We start from the raw sequence: 19,312 nt of genomic DNA, 5'->3' as shown, positions 1-19,312 counted from the left end.
TACATTAGCAACTAGAGAGGTCTACATATGAAAGGCACTTCACATTTATTGATTGGTACAATCGTCGGTGCCGTTGCTGGCTATGCGGTGCATTCTGATGTGACAACCGCGTTGACCGGTGCGGCAGTCGGCGGAATTTCGGGTGTAGTTCCCGATCTGGATACGAATGGGCTGGCGAGTAATAGTATTACGCTAAGTAAAAAAGTGAGCAAATGGCTCATGGAAACTGCTGGAATCGTCATTTTATTGACGCTTTGCTATCAAGTGATGCAGCAAGGACTGAGTCACGATATTTATGTATATGGAGGCATCGGATTCCTTTTGCTTGTCGTATCCCGTCTTATTACGCAACGACATATGTTGACGATTACGGGAATTCTCGTTGTACTTCTTGGCTTTGTGCTTGGTCAGTCGCCAGGTATTTTGCTTGCGGGAGGTTATATTATCATCGCATCTTTTCTGCCTCATCGATCGTATACACATTCTTTAATCGGGGTGGGGTTTTATGCGGTGATTTTAACGCAACTCTATGCCCAGTGGCCAATTGACGGAATGGTGGCGGCTGGTCTAGCGGGCTACAGCAGTCATTTATTTGCAGATTTGAAGATACTTCCTGTGAATCGACGAGGAGTGAAGTGGTTTTTGCCGTTTTGGACGCGAGAGTTTTGAAGAGGGCCTGTCAGGGGAGTGTCGCTGGCGGGTTTTTTTGTTTGTTTTTTTGGGGGAAGAGTTCTATGAGCGGTTGCGCGGATTCTATGAGCGGTTGCGCAGTTTCTATGAGCGGTAGCGTGGTTCTATGAGCGGTTGCGTGGATTCTATGAGCGGTTGCGTGGTTCTATGAGCGGTAGCGTGGTTTCTATGAGTCAAGTCCTTGATCTTGTGTAAATTACTTATCCCCTATTGAATGTCACTTCACGGATAGTTCGATTTGCTGTTCCCGCAGGGAGGGGGTACCCCCTCCCTGCGGGAACAGTTTTGTTTTGACTTACCGTAGCGGGCTGCCTTTTTGTAGACGTTCATCCGCCTCCATCAGCACAGCACCGATCAGTCGAAAGGCAGACTGCTCATTTGGAAAAATGCGGATGACTTGTTCTCTTCTTCGCACTTCTTGATTTAAGCGTTCTAGGTGATTGGTAGAACTTGTATAGCGATGATAACGAGAAGGCTCATTTAAGAACTGCGTGGCCTCATCATAGCCTCCCTCAAGAATATCTAACGCTTTTTGAACACGTGGCTCTTTCGCATACTTCTCTACCAGCCGTTCTTTCGCTTCCCGAGCTCCTTCAAGATCAGCGCTCATAAAAATAGTGCGCACGTCCGCCATAAAGGATTTGGCCATTTTTTTCGGTAATGCTTTTAGTAGATTCCGCTTGAAATGGACAGTACATCGTTGCCAAGAAGTCCCGACAAACTCCTGGCTAATCGCCTTCTTGAGCCCCTCATGTGCATCCGAAATGACAAGGTCAGGAGATTGGAGTCCACGTCGCTTTAGACTCTGGAGGAACGACTGCCAAGCTTCGAAACTCTCTGCTTGATCAATTTTCAGACCCACCACTTCCCGGCGGTTGTCCGTGCTGATCGCCGTCGCGATATAAACTGCTTTGGAAACCACTTTTCGATTCTCACGGACTTTGATATACATGGCGTCCACATGCAAGTAACGATACGTCGTCACATTCAAAGGACGGCTGGCCCATTGGTTGACGATCGGATCGAGCTGGGCAGTCAGTGAAGATACGAAAGATTTAGAAACCGTTTCTCCGCATAATGTCTCGATAACATTCGTCACTTTCCTTGTGGAAACGCCACTGACCACCATCTCTAGCATGGAAAGCATAAACGCCTGGTCCACCCGTGCATATTTTTCAAAAACCGATGTCGAAAAACCACCTTCTCGTGTACGCGGAACTTTTAATTTCACGCGCCCGATAGTGATCATCAGTTCTCGTTCATAGTAGCCGTTGCGATAGTCACGTCGCTCAGCTACTCGTTCATATTTGGCCGTTTCCAAATACTCATCTCTTTCTTTTTCCATATACTCATTTAATATGAGAACGACAGCAGATTTCAGCACGTTGTCCAGATTAGAAGTCATCACCGCTTCTTTTAGTTCTTCCTCGTTTATGTTAAGATAATCAAATAGGGTCATCATCAATTCCTCCTCAATGTGATCGTGGTTGTGAACATTGTAACATAGGGAATTGATGTGGCTCTTTTTCTATTTACACAATTATATGGACTTTATCTTTCTATGAGCGGTAGCGCGGTTTCTATGAGCGGTAGCGCGGATTCTATGAGCGGTAGCGCGGTTTCTATGAGCGGTAGCGCGGTTTCTATGAGCGGTAGCGTGGTTCTATGAGCGGTAGCGTGGTTCTATGAGCGGTAGCGTGGTTTCTATGAGCGGTAGCGCGGATTCTATGAGCGGTTGCGTGGTTTCTATGAGCGGTAGCGTGGATTCTATGAGCGGTAGCGCGGTTTCTATGAGCGGTAGCGCGGATTCTATGAGCGGTAGCGCGGATTCTATGAGCGGTTGCGTGGATTCTATGAGCGAAGACATAAAAATCCTATTACTCTCCTATAAAATCATCTGCAATGAAACTCTTGAAAAATAAGATAAACGACCGATATATTAACAAACTAGTTAAATAATTTGATTGAGGAGGATGTTTTATGAAGATTACACCTAATCCAGCGAATTTTAGAATTCCCCAAACGCCAAAGCCAGCTACGGAGAAAGAAGAGGCTCCAAAGAAACATGAATCGGCTGCGAAACAACCCGTCGATCGATACACTCCGTCAGAAAATGTTCCGAAAGTGGGATATGACAAGCCGACGACTAAAGTTGATACTGCTTCGATTGAACGGTTAAAAGCGGAGAGTGAAAAAGCGCATGAGAATCTTCGGAATTTGGTTCGGCAGCTTCTAGAAAGGCAAGGCATTACGATGGAAGATGCGATGAGTGGAAAGAAAGAAGTCGTTGTCGATGAACAAGCGCGTTTGGATGCGCAGGCGGCGATCGGTGAAGGGGGAGAATCAAGCCCTGAAAATGTAAGTGATCGGATTGTTGACTTTGCGAAAGCGATTTCTGGCGGAGATAAGAGTAAATTTGAACTGCTAAAAGGTGCGATTGAAGATGGATTTGCGGCCGCAAAAAATGCGTTAGGTGGAACGTTGCCCGAAATTTCACAGAAAACATTTGATTTGGTAATGGAAAAGTTGAACCAGTGGAAAGATGAAGAGTAATTGATAGAGTACCTGTGTGATACGAAGGGTATCGTATTGCATAGGTCTTTTTATTTTGATAGTAGGAGGGAGTCCGTGGAGAAAACGGTTGTGAAGACAGCAGTTTATACGTTGATCAGTTCTTTTTTCATATTGTTTGCGGTCATTCCGAGGGAGAGCATGATTACTGATTTTGATGGGTATTCTTCTTATGAAGTGACTGCCTACGCAGATTATTTTTTTATGATTGCCTTGTACTCTGTTCGTATTACATTAATTGGTGTTTTAGGTACGATTGCACTATTGTATATGCTTAAATATGATAAAAATAGAGAGCAGTCTTAATGTTGATTTATTCATGTGAAAAGGATCTATACTGATTCGTTATTCGATGCGTAACTACTAAAACCCGCCAAGGAAATTATCGCTGGCGGGTAATTTTTACGATTGTTTGCATACATAAGCTTCAAGCCATTGTTCAGCTTGTGCTTTAGAAGTCACTTTGCCATCTAGTTGTTCTATTGCTAAGTGCCGCAAGATATTTGAAAATGCAGGACCCGGCTTTAACCCCAACTTCACTAAGTCTGCACCTGTTAAAAAGTGCTGGATGTGGCGGCGTTGTTCTAAATAGTCTAGCGCAGTAGTGTGCGAAGAGATAGCGTCCACTGCCAGCATAAATAAAATCGCTGAATCAGAATAGTCGCTTACTAGACGGTGGAAGTCGCCTGGTGTTTTGGCTTCTTTCCATTTCTCCTCTACATCCAACTCTTGTACTTCTTCTAGTAATTGTCGTCTGCTTTTCGTCAACGAAAATTTTTCTGCTGCGTATAAACTTTGATTGTAGTAAAACGGCAATAAAAAATATTCAAACCAATTTGGTTCGTCTTGTGCAGATTCACTGTGCAGCATGTGAAGACGATCGGCTGCGTCGACTGTTGGTTTCAGCTGTTTTTCATGGATGCCAAATTGTTGCCAGACGTGCAATTCGAATAAGCGGCGAACTACTTTTTGTGGTCTGCCTTCAGTAAACAAGCGCTTCATTTCTTCTATGATACGATGCGGTGTTAAATAAATCATTTTATCGATCGATTCCAGTGCCAGTTTTTCCGTATGTCCATCCATAGAAAATCCGAAGCGTTCTTCGAATCGAACCGCCCGGAAAATACGGGTAGGATCTTCGATGAAACTAATGTTGTGAAGAATTTTGATCTTTTGTTGTTGCAAGTCATGTTGTCCGCCAAACGGATCGATTAACTCTCCAAATGCTTCTTCGTTCAAGCGAATTGCCATGGCGTTGATTGTAAAGTCGCGGCGTAATAAATCATCGCCTAGTTTTGACGTTTCGACTTGTGGTAAGGCAGCTGGCTGTTCATAATATTCCAATCGTGAAGAAGTCATATCGATCGATAGTCCGGACGGGGTAGTCCATGTAGCGGTGCCGAAATTTTCATGTTCGAGCACTTCACCGCCTTGCAGTTCTTGCATCCGCTTGGCTAATTGAATGCCATTACCTTCTGCTACAATGTCAATATCATTATTCGGTTTACCAAGTAAAATGTCACGGACGATACCGCCGATTAAATAAACGGGCGTTTTCATCTCACTCGCCGCCTCCCCAATTGTGACTAGCAGTTTACAAATATCTTCTGGCAATTGCTGTGACATTTTTTTCGCTAATTGCTTTGCGGAGACATTTGTTTGTGATTTTTTCTCTTTCGCTACGTCACTATATAGTACTTCAATGATATTCGAGCGTGTGACGATCCCCACGATCTCTCCGTCCGCGATGACTGGCAAGCGCCCGATATTATGCTCAATTACTAGTTCTTGAATTTCTTCCAATGAAGTCGTCGGTTCAATCGTAATGATGTTAGTCGTCATATATGCTTTGACAGGAGCGTGACCGAGCCCGTGATGGTTGGCTTTATCGAGGTCACGTCTCGTAATCAGTCCGACCAGTTTGCCGTTCTCCACAATTGGATAGCCTGAATGTCCATAGCGATACATCCGCCTACCCGCTTCTTCAATCGTTGTATCCGGTGTAATAGTTTTCACAGGACTAGTCATCAGTTCGCTTGCGTTTACAGCAGGACGTAATAAAGAGTCAAGATTCTCGGTGATTTCTTGAAGAATAGCTTCTTTATCGCCTTTTTTCACTGTAGCAGAACCGGCATGTTTATGACCGCCGCCTCCTAGTTTTTTTAGAAGAGGCAATAATGTAAAGCGTTCTGAGTTGGCACGGCCGACGACGCATACGGTATTTTTCATTTTTACGACAGCAATAGCCGCGTCTGTTCCTTTCACTCCTAAAACTTTCGTCGTGACGAGTGCCAGCCCGTTGATAAAGCTATCCATTTCATGTGTGCTCACCGCTATTTCAAGACCGTCTACTTCGTGAATTTCCGTATGGGCAAGCAATTCATTTAATAATTCTTGTTGCTCTGTAGTGAGGGTTTGCTCCGAATAGCGTTGTACCATTTCCAAACTCATGCCCGTTTCAAGTAAATAACTCGCCATCTGTAAGTCGCGGACTGTTGTGTTGGCGTATGTAAAATTACCGGTATCTGTGTATAATCCAAGTCCGAATAAAGAAGCTTCAAATGAGGAAAGTTTCAAGTCGCGTTGTTGAATTTCTTCTAATAGTAACGTGACGGCAGCTCCAGTTCGTTCTACCGTTCCTTCATCGTATTGCACATCCTTTTCTGTCGGTTGATGATGATCATAGACAATAATCTTTATTTTGGAAGCGTCAAAATCTTTTGGCAGTGTACCGATTCTTGCTAAAGAAGCGACATCGACAATGATCATCTCTGTGACTTCTTCCCAGTGCACGCGGGCATTTGGGATGAAGTCAAACATGTCACGGTAAATATTTAAAAAGCGCTGTACACGGCTTTCTTGTTTATCTGATAGAACAAGCTGTGCGTCAGGATACAGTTTTTTTGCAGCAATCATAGAAGCGAGTGCATCAAAGTCTGTATTGACGTGTGATATAATGATTTGCACGTGAAGTACCTCCAATTTGATAAAGACACTTAGGACTAAAAAATACTAGATTTCTGTTTGGTAAATGTGAAACTTCTATTTTACTAGGTCAAGTGTATCATTCGAAGGGGGTGATTTCAATTGTCTATCTATCTATCTGTCTACTGTTTGTTCTGAGTAAATGGTTCGGACGAAAAGTGCGTGAAGATGTTGTAGACGAAACGTGAAATATAGTAAGGCAGGAAGGCTGTTATTTTTGAAAAATAAACAAGTATATGTCGTATTAATCGGAATTATGTTCATGTGGGGCATTAACGTCTCAGCGATTAAAGTGCTCGTCAATCAGTTTGATGTCATCACGATTACAGCGTTGCGAATTTTCGCAGCTTCTCTTTTCGTCTTTTTCCTTCTAGCTTGTATGAAATTAGTACGATTGCCTAGAAAAGAAGAATGGTTGCTTTTGCTCGGAGGAATGTTGACGAATGTCGTATTCCATCATTATTTCTTGGCAGATGGTTTGAGTAAAACGAGTGCTGCGAACGGTGGACTGATTTTGGGACTCGGTCCATTATTAACGGCGGTGCTGGCAGTAACGATTTTGAAAGAACAACTGACTGTCTTGCGGTTGATTGGATTTCTACTCGGGGGAGCGGGTGTCAGTTTCACGGTTCTTGCAGGAAGTGGAAAATTAGGTGCCGCATCAATTGGTGATATAGAAGTATTCCTGTCGATTTTATCGCAAGCTTTAAGTTTTCTTATTATAAAGAAAGCCTCACAAACAATGGACGCTCGCTTAATGACAGGCTATATGCTGTTGATGGGGTCAGTCGTATTGATGGTCGTGGCTGTGATAAAAGAACCTACTGGTTTTCAAACGTTAAGCGAAGGTCCTTGGTCAATCTGGCTTGTGTTCGCTTTTTCCGCACTACTCGCGACTGCAGTCGGGCATATGTTGTACAATTCATCGATTAAAAAGATCGGTGCAGCAAGTGCTTCTATTTTCCTGAATTTCAATACTTTTTTTGCGTTGATTGGCGCGGGACTCTTCTTGGGGGAGAAAATTCTGTTAGCGCATTTTGTCGGATTTGTATTGATCGTGATGGGCGTGTCGCTCGGTTCGGGTGCAATTGAGACGTATTGGCGTGGACGGAAAGTGAAACAAAGTGGATTACGGTGAATACAGGGAGTTCTAAGAGAGTGATTGCTAAGTAATAGTATTGGAAATTCATCGGGATACTAGATTGTTTTATCATACGAAGAAGTTGCTAAAAAACCGCTAGAAATGGCCCTTGCAGGAAGAGGAGGTACATTTTTGGTGGTTTTTACTTTTTACATGTGCATCTACCTATATAAATGGTATGTAGAGGAAACGCTCATCCAGTAAGTATTCTGTTACTAGAATCATACCACGCACTGCGATCGGGACAAGAGAATCCGTTATATGATACCTTTTATATAGAGACGTAGCCGATTGGAAACTAAAAAACAGCGTGAAAGGAGGAATCGTCATGAAAAGTTATATCGTCATGCAAGGACGTACATACGAAGAAGAAAAAACAATGGGAATCCTTTGGTGCATGCAGCAGGACAGTATAGGCAATACCCATCATTTTTGGGAACGCATGAAAGAAGTCGCAGTGGGCGATCGGATCTTTCATTATGTTAGAGGGGAGATTGTTGCGATCAGTGTAGTGACTTCGTCTTACAAAGAAGAAAAAAGACCTGCTGAGATTCCGCTTCTAGGTAGCGAAGAAGAAAAAGGATATTTGCTCGAGGCAGACTATTTTGAGTTTGAAAAACCTCTTCATGTGGCGCAGTATTTTGATAAAATTCGTTCGTATTTGCCGATCAAGTATTCACCGTTTCAAGACAATGCCTATGGAAATCAAGGGTATCTCTATCCTTGCAATGAGCAATTAACATGTAAATTAGTCGAGTTGCTTACTGATTTGAATCGCTATGAGGCAGAGGAAGAACAATTGGAATTCGTCATGGGCACGGTACAAGCTATTGAACATGATTTCCTAACACCGTTACTTGCTGAAACAGAAACGGAAGCAAAAAACAAACTGCGTCTTGGACGTCAACTCCACCGCAACGAACTATCGCCTTTATGGCACGATCAATGCGCATTGTGTGAAATTAGCCTGCTAGAACTGTTGCAAGCAAGCTATGCAAAACCATGGAAAGACTGTACGACAGAAGAGCGAGTCGATCCGCATAACGGCATACTACTCTGTCGCAACCATCATGCACTGTATCATAACGGCTTCATTGCGTTTGACGGCCAAGGAAAGATTCATCTCTCGTCTATCCTACGAGAAGAGGATTATGAAAAGTACGGGCTTCATGAGAAGATGCGAGTGAATCGCACGGAGAAGAATAAGCCTTATTTGAAATGGCATAAGAAGCATATGTTTAAAGAGTAGAGAGAGCGGTGTAGGGAATTAGTGAAAACTGAATTTCTATGCCGCTCTTTTTTATGTACAAGTAATGAAAATCGTCCTGTCGAATTGAATGAAGGATGCAAACGCAGGAGACGGTCCTTCTTGTGAGGAATATAAAACGAGAAAAAATTTATAAAAAGTTTGAAACTTTTTCTGAAATTCTCCGTCTGTAGGGTGCGCATGTGGCAAGAAACATCTAGCTACATGAAACGTACCGCTCTTTGTAATCGAATCGTGCTCACTATGGGAAGTGATATGTGTTCGATTAATTGTTTTGAAACCGAATCAGTAGAGGGTATGTGCTTGCAACTATTTTACTAACCAGGCTGCCAATGCTACAGCTGTCAACCAACCGCTCGCTTAAATAGATAGGTAAGCCTGGTTTCAAGTATATAGTGTGTATGTTGAATGAAAGAAGAGAAATATATGATCTCTAAAGTCATCACCTCGTGTATGACTTTGCTGCTTTTCGTTGTAGCGATGCCATGTCAAGCGCAGGCCGCTCGATAAACAAGCAACATTTATCGACGTAACTCCAGCACACTGGGCATATCAGGACATTAATGGTATCGCCAAGCAACGAGTAGCAGGTGGGTCGGAAGGGAAATTTATGCCGGCAAATTCCGTCACGCGCGCACAGTTTTCCGCGTTTCTTGTGCGTGCATTAGATGATTCGATGAAATTGAGTGCCTATCATTCGTATATTGGCGCAAAAGGTAAAACGGTGAAACAAGGAACTTCTATGTACTCGTTTCTGAAAAAAGAATAGTTAATACAATGAGGGTAACGGATACAGAGTTAGTGTTAACGGATATGTTGCAAAATGAGCATCGGATGAAAAAGTAAGTCGTTACGTAGCAATGTTGCGATAGAATTGAAAGATTAGTCAGAATACTGTAAGCTGGTAGTAACTAGGAGGCGGTATGTATGACACAATGGTTAACCAGTTTAACGACAGATACGCCACAAGAAGGTTTTGAATTAGCGATTACGCTTGCACGTAAAGGTGTAGGGTATACACAGACTTCTGCAGAAGTACGCGAAAAACTACGTCCAGATTATGCAGAAAATGCGGATAGTTTAACACTTGCATCTCAAGTCATTGCCATACATTTTCAAACAGTGGCAGCAGCGAATAACTACTGGAAGTGAGTCAGAACACTGTATAGGCTTACTCTTTACAAGAAGTTGGAGCTCACTACGATATGAGCTTCAACTTTTTTGTAAATAAAATTTATTTCTGTTTCACCCATTCTTATAATGGACGACTAGATTAAAAAAGATCATTTCATCGCATAACCGCAATGAAATGATCTCTATCGTTACCACTTTGGCACGCCGACATGTTCCTCCACCCACTCTTCGCTATATGGAACTGTTCGAGCGTCTTTAAGAGGAACGACTGTAAATCGCTTTTGTTGATCTTTGACGACACCCGTAGGAAAGAAGCGTGGATCATTGACTGTGACTTTCACTTCGTCTCCTGTTTGTTCCTTTGTCACAGTCAATCGCGCAATGCCGCCAAAGTTCGTATATTCAAACGGTTGTCCTGAATAAAAGTTACCGAGTGAGTAAAATACTTTCGTATCACCGATTTCATCATAACGTTGCAACACATGTGTATGATGACCGAAAATCACATCCGCACCGGCATTTGCCACAAACTTGGCCAGTTCTTGTTGCTCTTCGGACGCTTCAAGCACATATTCAGGTCCCCAGTGCAACGACACAATGACAATATCCGCTAAAGGCTTAATTTGCGCCATCTCCATCAAAATACGATCCCGATCGATATAGTTCACCAAATACTCTTTATCAAATAAATCAAGCGATACATTCGTGCCGTACGTATAAGCTAAAATCCCAACTTTTATGCCATTTACATCTACGACTCGATGCGTCTTGCGGTCCTTAAATGATTCATACGCTCCGATGTAAGGCATGCCGTACTCTTGCGCATGCTTAATAGAATTCCGCACCCCTACTTCACCTTTGTCAAACGTATGATTATTAGCGAATGACAGCATATCCACTCCTGCCGTTTGAAGATCACGGATTATATGCTTTGGGCTGTTGAATTTCGGATACGTATCCAGTCCGAGTTCCACACCACCAGGCATCGATTCTTGGTTGGCCAGCAGGAAATCGATACTTTCCATTTTGTCTTTGACAGCTTCAAACGCAAAGTCAAAACTAGGATACTTATATATAGGATTATGTAGTAATACATCTCCAACCATACCAATCGTGGCGGTAGAAATAACTGGCTTTTCCATTGTATTAGTAGGTGGTACTTCTTTATGTGTCTCTGTCTTAGTATCTGATTCTGGATACGAGACTTGCTGCGGGACTATGTATTCCCTTTCGTTGTAATCGGTCCATAACAAATAAGCGCAAAATATCGAAACGACAGCAAGTAGCGCAACCATCCAACGTAATTGCATAATATTCACTCCATATATGGATAGTTAGCTAATAAATGATGTCTAATTCATCGACTGAAACTATCTGTAATCATGAAAACCACCTAATTATACCATATAAGTTTACTAGAAACGAAAAGACTTCATAGTGTAATATAGTTGAAATACTAAAAAGTACTGAAAGAGATAGAAAGTAGGGAAACGCATGGCTTGGAATGAATGGGCCGCTTTGTCGGTGCCGATTATAGTATAGAATACGCGATGAAGTAGTGGAGGAGAATTATAGTTATAAAGAGGCGTATGAAATAATGTTGGAGAAGTTAAAAGACATTATATTGGAAAAGTGAGCACACTGTTTATCTGCCCATCTAGTGTTGAATGTTGGATAATAGATTGTGATATGATTTGAATAGGAGCAAGTACCGATCTACAACAAACTACTGATCAGATGGGGGGGTATACATTTGAAGTGTCCGTTAATAGCACCTGCGTCTAATGGGGATATCGAACAGATAGAGAAATTACTGAAAAATGGACAATATATGCAGAAGACAGATGAAAATGGTAGAACCCCTTTAATGTTCGCGGTTTTTTTCAATCATTTCGAAACTGCTGAACATCTACTTGAAAGAAAGATATGTGATATTAACCATCAAGATCACTATGGAAATACGGCGTTAATGTTTGCTGTAAATGCGGATCATGTAGACATTGTGTTGTTACTACAAGTATATGGTGCGGATCTATACATACGAAATAAACAAGAACAGCATGCCTACTTCATAGCGAATAGAAGAAGAAAAGCGTCGGAAGCGTATATTTCCCCACCAGGTACTGGAAGTGCAAAGAAATATCCTGACGTTAAAAAAAAAGAAACGATGATCACGTGGGCAGTAAAGGCAGAAAGCATAAGATTACTAAAATTCGTCATGCGAAAGCAACTTTTCAATACAGAAACGTTATATGAAACGGTTCGAGTCTTGTTATCTCGTCCAACAAGTGATTTATTGAGCGCTATTTTACCAATACTTGAAGTACGCGCAATCATCAATTATTTTGAGGAAGACTCGATCCACTATCGTTCAACTGTCGATATGCGTCAGACGTTATTTATGCATGCGTGTGCTAGTTCAAGAATGGAGAACGTCCAACGTTTATTGGAAAACGGAGCAGATCCTACAATTATCGCTAACGCCAATCACGCGATGCTTGTCGCTATGAAGAATAAGAGGATGGGAGTCGTCACATTGATACTCGATCACCTCCAAAATGATGTCAGTTGTTATGATGATTTTTTTCAATATATCTTTGAAAATGATTACTCAGAAGTGTTAAAAGAACTTGTTGACCGGGGGATATCGGCCGATTATATGTATAAATCGGTTCCGCTAATTATATGGGCTACGACCAATCGTGCAAAAGCATGCTTGAAAGTACTGCTTGAAAAAGGGGCGAATCCTAACGCCGGCCATCCTTATACCGCATTAGCAGAGGTAGATTTCCAACCGAAGAAATTAAGTGAAATAGAGCTGAAGTTTAGAAGTTCTCTTAATGAAAGTGTAGAGATCATGAAACGGTTTGCAGAAGAAAAAGAGTTTGTTGGGGTCCCGTCAGAAAAATGCGGATTTACAACGTTAAGGAAAAATGGATTAAAAACAAGAGCATGCTCAACTCTAAATGTTGTGTTGCTTTTGTTTTAAATAGCGATAAATTGTAGCGCGACTAATTCCGGTCATTTCAACAATTTCACTGACGCTATATTGTTCAGATTTATATAAGTTGTGCCTTTTTCAGCTCTCTTTCATTTACTGGACGACCACCTTTGCGACCTCTTGCTCTGGCACTATTTAATCCTTCCTTCGTTCAAGTAAAAGACTATGAAGAATTAAAATTAATTAATAGAGGGTAAATTGTGCAGAACGTTTAAAAAATTATTTTGCTATAAGCAGTCCACTGTCCATTAAAATGACAGTGGACTTGCTGTATATGGAATTACATACAGATGAATGGTTCCTGGGAACGTATTATACTTTTTCAGAGCAGGATTTAGAGGTAATTCATAAACGAAGACGTGAAGAAAATCTATTAGGTTTTGCAGTGCAGCTCGCTGTTTTACGCTATCCTGGTTGGTCCTACACGCATCTTAAAAGCATTCCAAAGACAGTTATCCAGTACATCGCTCAACAAATCAATGTTCCAGCAACGGTCATTCATTCTTACGGACAAAGAGAGAATACATTATGGGATGACTTAAAAGAAATTCGCAAAGTTTATGGTTATAAAGAATTTACTAATAGGGAGTACCGACAGCTTTCGAAGCATCTTACGCCCCTTGCCTTAGAAAACGGGGAAACGATGTTTTTATTAAATGCGTGCATTGAATTCTTAAGACAAAATAAAATTATTTCATGAGCGCAATCTTCGCATCTATAAAACACTCGTCGATTCGGGAACCCCCTTGTCTCCACGTGATACTTTCTATTATGCCAATGAGCTCATGGATCACCGGAATTTGAAATGAAAAATTTCGTGCCGCTGCAAAATGTTCTATCCATTGAAAGTCAACAACACGATCTGTATACTGCCGACAAATTTCTTTTGTACGATCAATTGAGCCTGTATCGATTATGATGATTTCCTCGACCAATGCACTAACGGAGTCCAAGCACCTACCAATAACTGCCTCTTCGTTTTTGACGATCATGCATAAACTTATCGTAATCATTTTATCCCTCCGTACATTCCTTGAATCCCCTCAAGCGCCCTACTCGACACTTCATCCACTACAAGGCTGAATAATTGTTCGTTTTACGTGGAAACATACAAGCCTTCCAGCTTTAACAACGATAGAACGAGTTGTATGGGAAACACGCGCCCGAGCAGAAGAGAGTATATTTAATCTTATTCATCATGCGTTGACACCTACTCAAATAGATAAATTGGAGACATTAATTGTGCCAACTAGTGCAACTGAATCGAATAAAACACCACTTGGCTGGTTAAAAGAACCAATGGGATTCCCGTCCCCAGATACCTTCTTAAAAGTAATTGAACGATTAGTATTTATACGAGAGATGGACTTAGGCAGTATCTTATTACATACGATTCATCGAAACCGGTTAACTCAGCTCGCTCGACTAGGGACACGCTACTAAATATCGTATGATTATTGTATTAGTTTACATAGAAAAACTTTCTTTAAAAGAAGTCGGGGAAATAATGATAATTCCTCTGCCGGCTGTAAAAACAAGAATTCGTCGTAGCCGCGAGATACTACTAAAACAGACAAAGTTATATCTGAATTAACAACAGCACAGTTATCAGTATTGGAATGGCTATATTTACAGGGGTATTTGTTGGTGTTGTGGTCTTTACCTCTACATACTTAGTGCCTGAAGCAAGTTTTACCACTTTAGTCGTGATTGCTGTTCTAGCAGTTTTATCGTTGGGTTGCTAGGGAATAAATTATTTTCACGTAAAGAAGAACAACAGCAATAAAGTTCTAGAATCGGGCGCGTTTTTGGAAGTTCACTGTTGTACTTCAAAAGTAAAGAATCCATTTTGATTACTTTTTTCAAAATGGATTCCTTTTTATGGGGGTTTACAGATTTCTGTCTTAATTACTATTAATTTTAAAACCAATCTTCTTTTCTTTTTCATTCCAAATTAGAATTGCATCGAAAGCTTTCTCTCCTTTCTTAAACCCCTTTCTTAAACCCCTTTCTTAAACCCCTTTCTTAAACCCCTTTATTAAATTCGTTTCGCCAGATTGGATAGTGCTATGCCCCAACAACAATGAACAAGCTAAAGATTATGTTAGATAGTGTTGTAAGAATTCAGGATTATATTTGGCTTGTGAATCAATATAATGTACAATTGGTTAGAAAAAAATAATAAAAGGGTGTAAAAATGGAAAACTTAAATCTAATTAGAACGAAAAACCCTCATACGGCAGCGAATGTTGTAACTGACATAATAAAAGAGAAAATTGATAACGGCTTTTTAAATGTAATAGGATTAGCGACAGGTCAAACAATGATCCCCATTTACAATGAATGGATAAAAAATGAAGACTTGTCGTTTGAAAACATCGTATCTTTTAATTTAGATGAGTATGTTGGAATTTCTACAAAGAGCAGTAATAGCTATACTTATTTTATGAATGAATACCTTTTTAAACGAAAAAAATTTAAAGAAAGTTTTATTCCCGATGGTATGGCCGAAAATGTAAATGTAGAGTGTGAACAATACGAGTCTTTGATAGATAAATATCCAATTGATTTAATTATCTTAGGCGTAGGCGAGAATGGACATATTGCATTTAATGAGCCTGGTTCACCTTCTAACAGCCTTACACATGTGGCTAAATTGTCAGATTCAACCAAGATTGTTAATGGTAAGTATTTTAATAACCGAGAAACGATTCCAGAAACGGCTATTACAATGGGAATTGGTACAATCTTAAAAGCAAAGAGTATATTACTCGTTGCTTTTGGAGAAAAAAAACGTGCAGCAATTAATAAATTATTAGAGGGAAAACTAGATAGTAATTGGCCTATAACCTATTTATTAGAACATGATGAGGTAACAATTGTTACTGATATAGTGTGAGTGTCATAAAAACACTTCAAAAAAGAGCTATTTTACTTTGTGAGAATAGCTCTTTTTTATTTGGATTCATTAACCATAGTCTATGTCTCGGTGAAAATCCAATATCTGCTGCTATAAAGCACATACATTAGCTGAGCGTGGCATTGTAGCTGATAACGGTAAATACAATGCAAAGGCAAATGCTACAAGTGGCGAATTTGATGCAATGGTTTCCAAAGTATTAGGTTTAAACGTAATTGAAGATGAAACATTCAAGGACGGACCGATTGCCCTGATTTTACTACAACTCTATGAACGGTAGTATCAGGACCTGAACCATATACAAATCGAATTTCATCAACCACATCATACTGATTTGCTTTAACATATAAAGTGCCTTTTCCATCGGTTATTTTTAATCTTTCTGTTCTCAGAGATTTTTGGAGGTTCCGAATTTACAGTAACCCCAGCACCAGCCCCTACACCTGGGTCAACTATCGCTGTTGGAAAAACTACATCTAAATCATTCCCTACTTCTCCAACTTTAATCAGTTCTTCTGCTCCCGTATTATTCGGAAATACCACGAAAAATGGTGCAATTAATAGTAAACCTAAATATTTTTTCAAATATTTCACCCCCTCTATATCCAAAATATTACCATAATATCAAAAATATATGGTATAATCAAAATTTAATTGATATTAAGCAGGGGTAATATGTCAACCATAAAAATCGAGTGAATTGAGCACATACATTCTTGGGAATATGCTGTTTAATATGTAAATTTTGTCTGGGCTCAAAAATAATCTTTATTTAATGACTCCAAAAATGGAATATATTATTTAAACCTGTAAAAAACATATCTAATACCTATTTTAATTCTATTACCCACAATTTATTTGTATAAGAACAAAAAATAATAGTTTGAGAAATGATTTTGAAATAAAAACTAAAAAAAGTTGCCTTTTAGCAAATTTCGTAAGTTGTTTTTCAAATGTTAAAGTATGCCTAGAGGTGTATAAACACCTTGAATTCAATGTCTTTTACTATTTAGTTAGGGGTGAGGATCTTCGACATCTTTTTTAAGATAAGTTCAAATTTGTACTTGAATAATCAGCAAAAGGTTATTGACGATATTGAAATAATTCTAGAAAAAAAAGGTTTTAATTTCTTATTAGATAACTTAGTGCACCATAAGATATTAAATTTCTTGATAGAAGATAAAACAATATTTCTGTTCTTATCTAAAAGGTTAGAGGGGAGTCAATTTGACACATTATTGTTCTTGAATAAGGTGACAATGCTAAGAAATTCAATTCTCAAAAAGGAACTTGAAAAACTCTCCAAAGAAGAACTTGATTTTATTGTATACAAAGGCTTTGTCGCTAATTTTAATTTTTATTCTAAGTCTGGTTTAAGAGTAATGAACGATATAGACCTGTTTATTGATCGAGCGGATAGGGAGAAAATTAATGCTTTATTAAACAATTTAGGTTATAAATATGGTTTTTTAGATGAAAGTGGCCATCTTATAGAAATTACTGACGAAAGGCATGAGAAAGAGAAGTCATTTTACAAGCAACATGTAATTACATTTGAGGGCGATTATATTGAAAATACTTTCAGCAAAACGAATTTATTTATAAAAGACAACAAGACCATCGTATTTTACTCAGAAATAGAAGTAATTACGGAAATTATAGAGAAAGAACAAACATATGGAAAGAGCGATTTTATCCCATGTAAATACTATTTGAAAGATATGAAGTATATGGGAATCTCACCAGCAGATGTGATCTATTTTACAACGTTAAAATTTGAAAACGATTACAGTTCAAGAAAGCATTCCTGGGCTTATATTTATGAAATCACCGAGACTATGAGGAACAGTAGAGTAAGCTTTGATGAAATGGAAAATATCTTTAGTGCGCGGAATACAAGAGAAGCTTGGCAATTTGTACGTAAGTATGTAACTGAATTTAGAGGTGAAGGTGATTAGTTTGAAAGATAATTACACATTTATTGTATTTTCTCCTGACGCAGTTGAACAGAAATTAGTTTATCCCATATTAAATTTTTTGGAAGAGGAACATGGTATATGTGCTGTGAAGCTCAAATACTTGAATATAAACTTACGGCAGTTAGAGCGGCTTTATCAAGAGCAAATTCAAAAAATGTCACCTAATTGGTGGTTAGTAGAAAAACTATTTTCATTGGGGCGAAGTGTTGCAGTTCTTTTACATAAGGAACATTCTAGTACGGATCTAAGTGAATATATAACAGCAATTAAAGGGAAGTCAGACCCAACCGTTTGTTCAACCGATAGTATTAGGGGGAAATTTGGAGCGGAAAATAGATTTATTAATCTAATACATACTCCCGACAACCATGATAGGTGTAAAGAAGAAATTAATATATTTTTCACACCTACTGAAATAGAGGAGTCTAGGTTAAGACCAAATCTATCATTATTAGATGAGAATTACGGACATTCCAACTTACTGGATTTTTATGCCACGCTTTCTAGAGTGAAGAGAAGAATTTTATATTTATTTACTCAGAAAGAGCAGAGTGAATACCATGAATCGTTGGCAAAGTTATTCGTTGAAGAATACAACTATCAACTTAAACAATTTAAAGGTAATAGTGACAGATTAGTAATTAGTGAAACATATAAGGAGCTCTTGATGCACCAAAAAGAATTCATAAGCAACATCGAAGACGAACACGATTTATTTTTGTTGCTAAAGAAACTAGTTTTACTGCCGTTTTACCATGAAATAAATATTTATGAAGAGTATGAACAAAAGAAATATAGTTGGGGACCGTTCTTAACTGAATGGGAAATGCTTACTCTCCAAAGTGGCGTAACAAAACCAATAAACTTACTGTTCGGAGGAATTAATTCATGAGACTTAGAAAAACCAAGAATTTTGTGGACTTAGAAATTGATTACGTTATAAAGCTAGGAGGCAGTTTAATAAGTGATATAGACCTAGCGAAGAATTTAGCTCAGTCACTTTCTGAAGTGGCAAAAGAATTTAGATTGGTCATTTTTCCTGGTGGTGGTCCAATCGATAATTATATCGAAAGTGTAGATAAACAGTTTACATTAAATGAAATAACTCATCATCAAGCTTGTGCTAGAGCACAAGATCAAACTGGATTATTGTTTGCTAACTTTAATTTAGATGTATTTGAAACGACCGATAATTTTGCTGGTATCAAAGAAGTTTTGGACAGAGGTAAAATTCCAGTGTTACTACCTTCAACTTTAATCTTCTTATTAGATCCATTTGAAAAGAGTTGGAGCATTTCCTCTGACTCGATGGGTGCATATTTCTCAACCCTTTTAGAAGCTGATAAATTTATTATTTTAACAGATGTCGATGGCATTTATGACTCTGACCCTAAAAAATCTCCAACAGCCAAATTAATTCCTAAAGTTAGTGTGAATAGCTTATCAAGTGAAACTTCAGTTGATGAAACACTAAGTGAATTTCTATATAAAGCACAAATGAATTGTTGGGTATTAAATGGTTATAAAAATAAAAACTTAATAGATTTTTTGCGCGGTAAAGAAAGCATCCACTCTGAAATAAATTATAAATAGTAATGTTATGTTCTAATATTCTTGCGGTGGT

General features: G+C 39.2%; 21 protein-coding genes and 2 pseudogenes. 16 read left to right on the top strand and 7 right to left on the bottom strand.

The window, feature by feature from the left end:
- Positions 1-27: 27 nt before the first annotated feature.
- The gene (locus DV702_RS08535; RefSeq protein ID WP_114924376.1) at positions 28-669 is read left to right on the top strand and encodes a metal-dependent hydrolase; all 642 of its coding nucleotides are present in this window, start codon (positions 28-30) and stop codon (positions 667-669) included.
- A gap of 316 nt (positions 670-985) precedes the next feature.
- Here DV702_RS08535 and DV702_RS08530 read toward each other — a convergent pair whose 3' ends face one another.
- Entirely contained in the window at positions 986-2,149 is a 1,164-nt protein-coding gene (locus DV702_RS08530) for an IS256 family transposase (protein WP_114922914.1), read from the bottom strand.
- A 57-nt stretch (positions 2,150-2,206) separates the two neighbouring features.
- Between DV702_RS08530 and DV702_RS16825 the strand changes: the two genes are divergently transcribed.
- Entirely contained in the window at positions 2,207-2,359 is a 153-nt protein-coding gene (locus DV702_RS16825; protein ID WP_162805760.1) for a hypothetical protein, read from the top strand.
- Here the strand turns inward: DV702_RS16825 and DV702_RS16820 are convergent.
- On the bottom strand, positions 2,354-2,557 hold the full coding sequence (locus tag DV702_RS16820) for a hypothetical protein (protein ID WP_162805759.1): 204 nt from the start codon (positions 2,555-2,557) through the stop codon (positions 2,354-2,356). The genes DV702_RS16825 and DV702_RS16820 overlap by 6 nt on opposite strands.
- 113 nt (positions 2,558-2,670) lie before the next feature.
- Between DV702_RS16820 and DV702_RS08525 the strand changes: the two genes are divergently transcribed.
- A complete protein-coding gene (locus DV702_RS08525) occupies positions 2,671-3,243 on the top strand; it encodes a hypothetical protein (protein ID WP_114924375.1) in 573 nt (190 codons plus the stop codon).
- Between the two features lie 75 nt (positions 3,244-3,318).
- Positions 3,319-3,567: a hypothetical protein gene (locus tag DV702_RS08520; RefSeq protein WP_114924374.1), complete on the top strand. Its 249-nt coding sequence runs from the start codon at positions 3,319-3,321 to the stop codon at positions 3,565-3,567.
- 96 nt (positions 3,568-3,663) lie between these two features.
- Here the strand turns inward: DV702_RS08520 and DV702_RS08515 are convergent, their stop codons facing one another.
- A complete protein-coding gene (locus DV702_RS08515; protein ID WP_114924373.1) occupies positions 3,664-6,228 on the bottom strand; it encodes a CBS domain-containing protein in 2,565 nt (854 codons plus the stop codon).
- A 235-nt stretch (positions 6,229-6,463) separates the two neighbouring features.
- On the opposite strand from DV702_RS08515, the gene DV702_RS08510 reads away from it, so the two are divergent.
- The 4 genes from DV702_RS08510 to DV702_RS08495 all read left to right on the top strand — a co-directional run bounded on the left by DV702_RS08510 (position 6,464) and on the right by DV702_RS08495 (position 9,806).
- Entirely contained in the window at positions 6,464-7,384 is a 921-nt protein-coding gene (locus tag DV702_RS08510) for a DMT family transporter (RefSeq protein ID WP_114924372.1), read from the top strand.
- A gap of 331 nt (positions 7,385-7,715) precedes the next feature.
- The gene (locus DV702_RS08505; protein WP_114924371.1) at positions 7,716-8,636 is read left to right on the top strand and encodes an HNH endonuclease; all 921 of its coding nucleotides are present in this window, start codon (positions 7,716-7,718) and stop codon (positions 8,634-8,636) included.
- Between the two features lie 628 nt (positions 8,637-9,264).
- On the top strand, positions 9,265-9,423 hold the full coding sequence (locus tag DV702_RS17105) for a hypothetical protein (protein ID WP_240315588.1): 159 nt from the start codon (positions 9,265-9,267) through the stop codon (positions 9,421-9,423).
- Between the two features lie 158 nt (positions 9,424-9,581).
- Positions 9,582-9,806, top strand: coding sequence for a hexameric tyrosine-coordinated heme protein (locus DV702_RS08495; RefSeq protein WP_114924369.1), 225 nt, complete (start codon positions 9,582-9,584; stop codon positions 9,804-9,806).
- A 170-nt stretch (positions 9,807-9,976) separates the two neighbouring features.
- Here the strand turns inward: DV702_RS08495 and DV702_RS08490 are convergent, their stop codons facing one another.
- Positions 9,977-11,098 (bottom strand): CapA family protein, encoded by a 1,122-nt coding sequence (locus DV702_RS08490; protein WP_114924368.1) that lies wholly within the window; start codon positions 11,096-11,098, stop codon positions 9,977-9,979.
- Positions 11,099-11,541: 443 nt separating this feature from the next.
- Between DV702_RS08490 and DV702_RS08485 the strand changes: the two genes are divergently transcribed.
- Positions 11,542-12,777, top strand: coding sequence for an ankyrin repeat domain-containing protein (locus tag DV702_RS08485; protein ID WP_162805758.1), 1,236 nt, complete (start codon positions 11,542-11,544; stop codon positions 12,775-12,777).
- On the opposite strand, the gene DV702_RS17340 is transcribed toward DV702_RS08485, so the two are convergent.
- The gene (locus DV702_RS17340; protein WP_371682755.1) at positions 12,751-12,822 is read right to left on the bottom strand and encodes an AlpA family phage regulatory protein; all 72 of its coding nucleotides are present in this window, start codon (positions 12,820-12,822) and stop codon (positions 12,751-12,753) included. The genes DV702_RS08485 and DV702_RS17340 overlap by 27 nt on opposite strands.
- Positions 12,823-13,042: 220 nt before the next feature.
- Between DV702_RS17340 and DV702_RS08475 the strand changes: the two are divergent.
- Positions 13,043-13,483 (top strand): annotated as a pseudogene (locus DV702_RS08475) (DUF4158 domain-containing protein); the annotation flags it as partial.
- 109 nt (positions 13,484-13,592) lie between these two features.
- On the opposite strand, the pseudogene DV702_RS08470 reads toward DV702_RS08475, so the two are convergent.
- Positions 13,593-13,802: pseudogene (locus DV702_RS08470) on the bottom strand (glycosyltransferase); the annotation flags it as partial.
- Between the two features lie 229 nt (positions 13,803-14,031).
- Here DV702_RS08470 and DV702_RS16815 point away from each other — a divergent pair.
- The 3 genes from DV702_RS16815 (at position 14,032) to DV702_RS08460 (ending at position 15,688) form a co-directional block, all read left to right on the top strand.
- Positions 14,032-14,232 carry a hypothetical protein gene (locus DV702_RS16815; protein ID WP_162805756.1) on the top strand — a complete coding sequence of 67 codons (201 nt, stop codon included), beginning with the start codon at positions 14,032-14,034 and terminating at the stop codon, positions 14,230-14,232.
- A 7-nt stretch (positions 14,233-14,239) separates the two neighbouring features.
- Positions 14,240-14,383: a sigma factor-like helix-turn-helix DNA-binding protein gene (locus DV702_RS08465; RefSeq protein ID WP_114924364.1), complete on the top strand. Its 144-nt coding sequence runs from the start codon at positions 14,240-14,242 to the stop codon at positions 14,381-14,383.
- Positions 14,384-14,986: 603 nt separating this feature from the next.
- A complete protein-coding gene (locus DV702_RS08460) occupies positions 14,987-15,688 on the top strand; it encodes a glucosamine-6-phosphate deaminase (protein ID WP_114924363.1) in 702 nt (233 codons plus the stop codon).
- A 360-nt stretch (positions 15,689-16,048) separates the two neighbouring features.
- Here the strand turns inward: DV702_RS08460 and DV702_RS08455 are convergent, their stop codons facing one another.
- Positions 16,049-16,294, bottom strand: a complete 246-nt coding sequence (locus tag DV702_RS08455; RefSeq protein WP_114924362.1) for a hypothetical protein — start codon at positions 16,292-16,294, stop codon at positions 16,049-16,051.
- 479 nt (positions 16,295-16,773) lie between these two features.
- Here DV702_RS08455 and DV702_RS08450 point away from each other — a divergent pair, with 479 nt between their 5' ends.
- The 3 genes from DV702_RS08450 to DV702_RS08440 are packed head-to-tail and all read left to right on the top strand — an operon-like array spanning position 16,774 to position 19,281.
- A complete protein-coding gene (locus DV702_RS08450) occupies positions 16,774-17,667 on the top strand; it encodes a nucleotidyltransferase family protein (RefSeq protein ID WP_162805755.1) in 894 nt (297 codons plus the stop codon).
- Position 17,668: 1 nt separating this feature from the next.
- A complete protein-coding gene (locus tag DV702_RS08445; RefSeq protein ID WP_162805754.1) occupies positions 17,669-18,580 on the top strand; it encodes a nucleoside-diphosphate kinase in 912 nt (303 codons plus the stop codon).
- A complete protein-coding gene (locus DV702_RS08440) occupies positions 18,577-19,281 on the top strand; it encodes an amino acid kinase family protein (RefSeq protein ID WP_114924359.1) in 705 nt (234 codons plus the stop codon). Before DV702_RS08445 ends, DV702_RS08440 begins: the two co-directional genes overlap by 4 nt.
- Positions 19,282-19,312: the final 31 nt, after the last annotated feature.

Origin of the sequence: Sporosarcina sp. PTS2304 (genome assembly GCF_003351785.1) — a bacterium.
GTDB lineage: Bacteria > Bacillota > Bacilli > Bacillales_A > Planococcaceae > Sporosarcina.
Note: the sequence above shows the minus strand (reverse complement) of the source record. Positions and strands in the feature narration are given on the sequence as shown.